Source organism: Dietzia sp. CW19 (assembly GCF_014145265.1).
GTDB lineage: Bacteria > Actinomycetota > Actinomycetes > Mycobacteriales > Mycobacteriaceae > Dietzia > Dietzia natronolimnaea.
In genome coordinates, this window is the sequence record NZ_JAALEE010000490.1 from 3808 (window position 1) to 10318 (window position 6511).

Here is a 6511-nt window from a genome sequence, read left to right on the forward strand (position 1 = left end):
GGGGTACGGGGCCGATCAGGTGACGTCAGTAGATGACGGTGTGCCGCTCGATCTGCTGGGCGAAGAAGTCGGCCCAGGACCGTACCTCGGGATGCTGCTTGAGCAGAGCGCGGCGCTGACGCTCGGTCATCCCGCCCCAGACCCCGAACTCGACGCGGTTGTCCAACGCGTCGGCCCGGCACTGCAGGAGGACCGGGCAGTGGCGACAGATGGAGGCCGCCTTGCGCTGCGCGGCGCCGCGGACGAAGAGCTCGTCCGGGTCGATGTCCTTACACCGGGCCTGGGCGACCCATTCCTGGCGCCCCTCCCCGATGATCGTCTCCTCGGACCCGAGGGGATTGCTTGAACCGGGGCGGACCCCGGCGTCGTCGGTGCGGGAGGTCCCGGGAAGGGTGGCCGTCATCGATGTACCCCTGTCTGTGTGGAGTCGCGGACGGGTTGCCGTACACGCCTCCGGCCTTCTGGACCCACCCGGCGCGGCGGGCCCACGGTGTCCACGGGAGCCTCTCGGCCGTGAGTGCCGTCGGACCACGACATCATCCGGGTTCGAAACGTCCCGCGTTCCCTCATATTGTTACCGTAGTCACACAACAGAAGTAAAGAGTCGTGTGCTGCGGACGCCTCACGGGGTGGCGGGACAGGGGTGTTCACGTACTCTGGCCCCGTGTCGGCTATGAGTTCGCTGGGAAAGCTGGTCGCGACCTGTGTCGCGGCCGGGGTGGTGGCGGCCGGGTCCTTGTTCCCGATCGCCGGGGCGGCGGGGCTGGCCTCCAACAAGATGGCGGACTCGCTGTCCGGGACCTCGGCGGACCTGATCAAGGGCGATCTCCCGTCGATCTCCACGGTCACCGACTCCGAGGGGACGCCCATCGCCTGGTTGTACGACCAGCAGCGGGTGGTGGTCCCGAGCGAGGAGATCTCGCAGAACATGAAGCTGGCGATCATCGCGATCGAGGACCGCCGGTTCGCCGACCACAACGGTGTGGACTGGCGGGGCACGATCCGCGCGGCGCTCACCAACGCCACGTCCGGGGACGTGCAGCAGGGCGCCTCGACCATCGACCAGCAGCTGGTCAAGAACTACCAGTTCCTCGTCTCCGCGGAGAACGACGCGGAACGCCGCGCGGCCGTGGAGACCACCCCGGCGCGCAAGATCAAAGAGATCAGGATGGCGCTCACGCTGGACAGCGAGATGAGCAAGGACGACATCCTCAGCAAGTACCTCAACCTGATCTCGTTCGGCAACGGGTCGTTCGGGGTCCAGACCGCGGCCCAGACCTACTTCGGCGTCGACGCCTCGGACCTCTCCGTGCCGCAGTCCGCCATGCTCGCGGGGATGATCCAGTCCACCAGCATGTTCAACCCGTACACCAACCCCGAGGACACCAAGAACCGCCGCGACACCGTCATCGACACCATGGTCCAGACCGGCGCGATCACGCCGGCCGAGGGCGCGGCCTACGCGGCCGAACCCCTCGGTGTGTTGGAGCGCCCCAACTCGCTTCCCCGTGGCTGCATCACCGCCGGTGACCGCGGGTTCTTCTGCGACTACGTGCTGGACTACCTGGACCAGAACGGCCTGAGCCGGGAGATGGTCCAGGAGGGCGGGTACACCATCCGCACCACCCTCGACCCGACCGTCCACGACTCGGTGCAGCGGTCGCTCAACACCTACGGCAATCCGACGGGCCAGGGCGTGGCCGAGGTCATGAGCGTCGTGCGCCCCGGCCGGGAGTCCCACAAGGTCGTGGCGATCGCCTCGAGCCGCCAGTACGGCCTGGAACTGGGCGACAGCCAGACCGTCCAGCCGCAGCCGTTCTCGCTGGTCGGCGACGGCGGGGGGTCGGTGTTCAAGGTCTTCACGGTGGCCGCGGCCATGGAGAAGGGCATGGGCACCAACACCAGCCTGGCCGTCCCCCGCCGCGTCCAGGTCTCGGGCCTGGGCTCCGGCGGCGCGCGCGGGTGCCCGCCCGCCCAGTACTGCGTGGAGAACGCCGGGTCGTACCCGAGTTCCCTGTCCGTCGCGGACGCGCTCGCGCAGTCGCCCAACACGACCTTCGTGAACCTCATCAAGGACGTGGGGGTCGCCCCCACCGTGGACATGGCGGTGCGGCTCGGTATGCGGTCGTACGACCGCAAGGGGACCGCGGCGGACGGCGACTCGATCGCCGGGTTCATCAAGAAGAACAACCTCGGGTCGTTCACCCTCGGGCCCACGGCCGTCAACGCGCTGGAACTGTCCAACGTCGGCGCCACCCTCGCCTCCGGCGGGATGTGGTGCCCGCCGAGCCCCGTCGAGTCGATCACCGACCGCACCGGCAAGCCGGTCGAGCTGAGCGAGCCGGGGTGTGAGCAGGTGGTCGAGCCGGGGCTGGCGGACACGCTCTCGGTGGCCCTGTCCAAGGACCACGTGGGGGCCGGCACCGCCGCGGGCGCCGCGGGTGCCGCGGGGTGGAGCCTCCCCATGTCGGGCAAGACGGGGACGACCGAGGCCAACCGCTCCTCCGCGTTCCTCGGCTTCACCAACCACTACTCCGCCGCCGTCTACGCCTTCAACGACGGCACCACCACCAGCGAGCTGTGCACCAGCCCGCTGCGGCAGTGCTCGTACGGCAACCTCTTCGGCGGTCTCGAGCCGGCCAACACCTGGTTCTCCGCGTTCGCCCCGATCGCCCAGATCTACGGCCCGGTCCAGCTGCCCGCGCCGGATCCCGCGTTCCAGGCGGGCACCAGCGGGGCGGGGACACCCGATGTCGAGGGGATGAGCCAGTCGGCGGCCACCTCCCTGCTCACCGGAGCCGGATTCGTCGTCAACACCCAGTTCGTGTCCGGCACCGGACGCCCCTACGGGACGGTCGTGGGACTCGACGGCGGGACCGGCATCCCCGGATCCCAGATCACCCTCCGCGTCTCCGACGGTTCGGGCGGCGGTGGCGGTGCCGCGGCGCGGGGCACCGACGGCCAGGGCGCGTCCGGACCGGGGGCCGCGATCGGCGACGAGCCCGTCGTCCTCAACGTCCCCGGGCTCGCACCCATCACCATCTCGCCCCCGAGGTAGTCGCCGCGGCCGGGGAGGGTTCCCGCAACCGCCGGTAGAGTGAAACGATGCAACGCCCCTCACGTCGGCCCCAGAGCACCCCGTCGAGTCCCTCCGCCCGCGCGGCGGCCGTCCTCGCGGGGGCGGTCGTGGCCGGGACCGTCTACGCCTCGGGGTGGGAGCGCAACGCGTTCACCGTCCGACGCCACTCGCTCCCCCTGCTCGCGCCGGGGTCGGAGCCCCTCAAGATCCTGCACATCTCGGATCTGCACATGATGCCCGGCCAGAAGCGCAAGCAGGACTTCCTGGCGGCACTGGCGCGGCTGGAGCCGGACCTGGTGCTCAACACCGGCGACAACCTGTCGGACGTGCGCGCGGTGCCGTCGGTCGTGCAGGCGCTCGGCCCGCTGCTCGGCCGGCCCGGGGCGTTCGTCTTCGGCTCCAACGACTACTACGCCCCGGTGCCCAAGAACCCCCTGTCCTACCTCGGGATCGGCCGGAAGAAGCACTCGTCCGTCCCGCTGCCGTGGCGCGACCTCAAGGCGGCGTTCTCCGAGCGGGGCTGGGTGGACGCCACCCACCGGCGTGCGGAGATCGTCGTGGACGGCCGGCGCGTCCTGGTGGCGGGCGTCGACGACCCCCACATCGGTCGCGACCGCTACAGCGAGATCGAGGGACCCGCCGGGCCGGCGTTCGACCTGCGGATCGGGCTGGTCCACTCCCCGGAGCCCCGGGTACTGGACCGTTTCGACGCCGACGGGTACGACCTCGCGGTGGCGGGCCACACCCACGGCGGACAGCTCTGCCTGCCCACGGGGGCGATCGTCACCAACTGCGGCATCGACCGCTCGCGGGCGCAGGGCCTGTCCGCGTGGGGCCGGAACCTGGTCCTGCACGTGTCCGCCGGACTCGGGACCTCGCCGTACGTGCCGGTCCGGACGTTCTGCAGGCCCGAGGCCACACTTCTCGAGCTGGTCGCCGGACCCGGCGGTGGCGGAGACGACGCGACGGTGCCGGAGACGCCGCTGCGCGAACGGGTGCCGCTGCCGGCCTGACCCGGTTTCGCGAATCACCCCGGTTTCGCGAATCACCCGGGGGGCGCTAGAGTATCCCTCGTTGTCACCGGGGTGTGGCGCAGCTTGGTAGCGCGCTTCGTTCGGGACGAAGAGGTCGTGGGTTCGAATCCCGCCACCCCGACAATGCGAGGTCCCGGGCCGTTCACGGTCCGGGACCTCGGTCATTTGCGTCCCCTGACGGTCCGATTCCGGCCGCGCTACCGGTGCACTTCGGCGTGGACGATCCGTAGAGTCGTGTCATGACCTCCCAGACCGACGTCCAGAACGCCGCGGCCCCGGGGGCGGCAGCCCCCCAGACGACCCACACGGGCCATCCCCACTACGGCCGCATCACCACCACCGGTCAGGGGGACCCCGCCCTCGCCGCCGGGCTCCAGAAGGTCCTCGACGGCCGCTGGGCGGACGCGCGCCGGATGACGCGGGAGGCCATGACCCCGGACATGCTCAACCCGATCGGGGTCACGATGGAGGAGCACCGCGCCCATGTGCTCGACCAGATGAGGCGCCTGGCCGACTCGGGCATGCCCGGGCTGGGGTTCCGCACCGAGGACGGCGGCACCGGGGACACCGGTGGGGCGCTGACCTCCTTCGAGATGCTCGGCCACCTCGATCTGTCCCTCATGGTCAAGGCCGGCGTCCAGTGGGGCCTGTTCGGCGGGGCCATCGCCAATCTCGGCGACGACGAGACCCGCGGGAAGTACCTCCCGGGGGTCATGAACCTCGACCTCATGGGCTGCTTCGCCATGACCGAGCTCGGCGGCGGGTCGGATGTGCAGAACCTCGAGACCACCGCCACCTTCGACCCGGAGACCGACGAGTTCGTCGTCCACTCCCCCACTCCGAGTTCCGAGAAGTGGTACATCGGCAACGCGGCCCGCGACGGGTCCATGGCCGCGGTGTTCGCGCAGCTCATCACCCACGCCGAGAGCGGTGAGGAGCTCCGCCACGGGGTCCACTGCCTGTTGGTGCCGATCCGTGACGAGGACGGGAACGACCTGCCGGGGGTCAGGACGACCGACCACGGGCACAAGGGCGGACTGCTCGGCGTGGACAACGGCAAGATCATGTTCGACCACGTGCGTGTCCCCCGTGAGGCGCTCCTCGACCGGTTCGGTGCGGTGGACGCCGACGGACAGTACTCGTCGCCCATCGACTCCGTCGGTGCCCGCTTCTTCACCATGCTCGGCACGCTGATCCGCGGCCGGGTCTCGGTGGGTGCGGCCGCCGGTGCCGCGGCCCGGACCTCACTCGCGCTTGCGGTGCGGTATTCGCTGATCCGCCGCCAGTTCGACCACCCCGCGACGGGCAAGGGCATCCCGCTGCTCGAGTACCGCGAGCACCAGCGTCGTCTGATGCCGCGGGTGGCCCGCGCGTACGCCTACGCGTGCGCCCAGAACGCGATCGTCGCCGAGCTCCACGACTTCGAGAAGAACCCGGAGGCGTTCGACGCCGAGCGGCGCCGCGAGATGGAGTCCCACGCCGCGGGGATCAAGGCCACCGTGACGGGCTTCGCCAACGACACCATCATCGAGGCCCGTCTGGCCTGCGGTGGGGCCGGGTACATGGCCGAGAACCTGCTCACCGAGATGCGCGGGGACTGCGACGTCTTCTCGACGTTCGAGGGCGACAACGTGGTGCTGACGCAGTTGGTGGCCAAAGAGCTGCTCGGCGCCTACGCCGCGGAGTTCGGGGACATGGACCAGCGCGAGACCGTGGCCTTCGCCCTCACCACCGCGGTGGACGTGGTGCAGGAGAAGGCCCGGGCGTCGACGCTGTGGCAGAAGCTCATCGACACGGTGACGGACCGGGAGAACACGGACCTGCTCGACCGCGGCAACCAGCTGGAACTGCTGGTGGACCGTGAGGAGCACCTGTTGGAGACGGTCGCCCGCCGCCTGCGCAAGGCCCAGGGCGAGGACGGCTCGGCGGCGTTCAAGGTGTTCAACTCGGCGCAGGACCACATGCTGCAGGCCGGGCGCGCGCACATGGACAGCTGGGTGTTCGCCCGCTTCGCCGAGGCCGTGGACGCCTGCGAGGACCCCGAGGCCAAGGAGGTCCTGGGAACGCTGTGCGACCTCTACGTCCTGGACATCGTGGACCGCGACAAGGGGTGGTTCCTCGAGCACAACCGCCTGACGACCGAGCGCACCAAGGCCGCGACCGCCGCCCGCAACCGCCTGTGCACCAAGCTCGCGGGCAAGGCGCGGACCCTGGTGGACGCCTTCGCGATCCCCGAGTTCGTCTTCGACGTCCCGATGCTCACCGACGGCGGGGTGGACGCCCCCATCGAGACCACGTCGGGAGCCGACGAGCGCGGTTGACGGGCCGCTGACCGCAGATCCCGGCCGCCACCGCGGCGCACAGGGCCACCGCGGCCAGCACCGCGGCGGCCGTCCAC

4 protein-coding genes and 1 tRNA gene are annotated in these 6511 nt (G+C 70.5%); 4 read left to right on the forward strand and 1 reads right to left on the reverse strand.

Going from position 1 to position 6511, the window contains the following annotated elements:
• Window positions 1-25: 25 nt before the first annotated feature.
• A complete protein-coding gene (locus G6021_RS13945) occupies window positions 26-403 on the reverse strand; it encodes a WhiB family transcriptional regulator (protein ID WP_170114850.1) in 378 nt (125 codons plus the stop codon).
• Window positions 404-673: 270 nt separating this feature from the next.
• Here G6021_RS13945 and G6021_RS13950 point away from each other — a divergent pair, with 270 nt between their 5' ends.
• The 4 genes from G6021_RS13950 (at window position 674) to G6021_RS13965 (ending at window position 6434) form a co-directional block, all read left to right on the forward strand.
• The gene (locus G6021_RS13950; protein WP_182617476.1) at window positions 674-3058 is read left to right on the forward strand and encodes a transglycosylase domain-containing protein; all 2385 of its coding nucleotides are present in this window, start codon (window positions 674-676) and stop codon (window positions 3056-3058) included.
• Between the two features lie 47 nt (window positions 3059-3105).
• The gene (locus G6021_RS13955) at window positions 3106-4092 is read left to right on the forward strand and encodes a metallophosphoesterase (RefSeq protein WP_182609467.1); all 987 of its coding nucleotides are present in this window, start codon (window positions 3106-3108) and stop codon (window positions 4090-4092) included.
• 68 nt (window positions 4093-4160) lie between these two features.
• Window positions 4161-4234 (forward strand) — tRNA-Pro (locus G6021_RS13960).
• Window positions 4235-4352: 118 nt separating this feature from the next.
• Window positions 4353-6434, forward strand: a complete 2082-nt coding sequence (locus G6021_RS13965) for an acyl-CoA dehydrogenase (protein WP_182617472.1) — start codon at window positions 4353-4355, stop codon at window positions 6432-6434.
• Window positions 6435-6511 lie beyond the last annotated feature (77 nt).

What these genes read in the sequence shown, in the direction of transcription:
- G6021_RS13945 (WP_170114850.1), bottom strand. Translation starts at nt 403, where the DNA reads ATGACGGCCACCCTTCCCGGGACCTCCCGCACCGACGACGCCGGGGTC.
- G6021_RS13950 (WP_182617476.1), top strand. Translation starts at nt 674, where the DNA reads ATGAGTTCGCTGGGAAAGCTGGTCGCGACCTGTGTCGCGGCCGGGGTG.
- G6021_RS13955 (WP_182609467.1), top strand. Translation starts at nt 3,106, where the DNA reads ATGCAACGCCCCTCACGTCGGCCCCAGAGCACCCCGTCGAGTCCCTCC.
- G6021_RS13965 (WP_182617472.1), top strand. Translation starts at nt 4,353, where the DNA reads ATGACCTCCCAGACCGACGTCCAGAACGCCGCGGCCCCGGGGGCGGCA.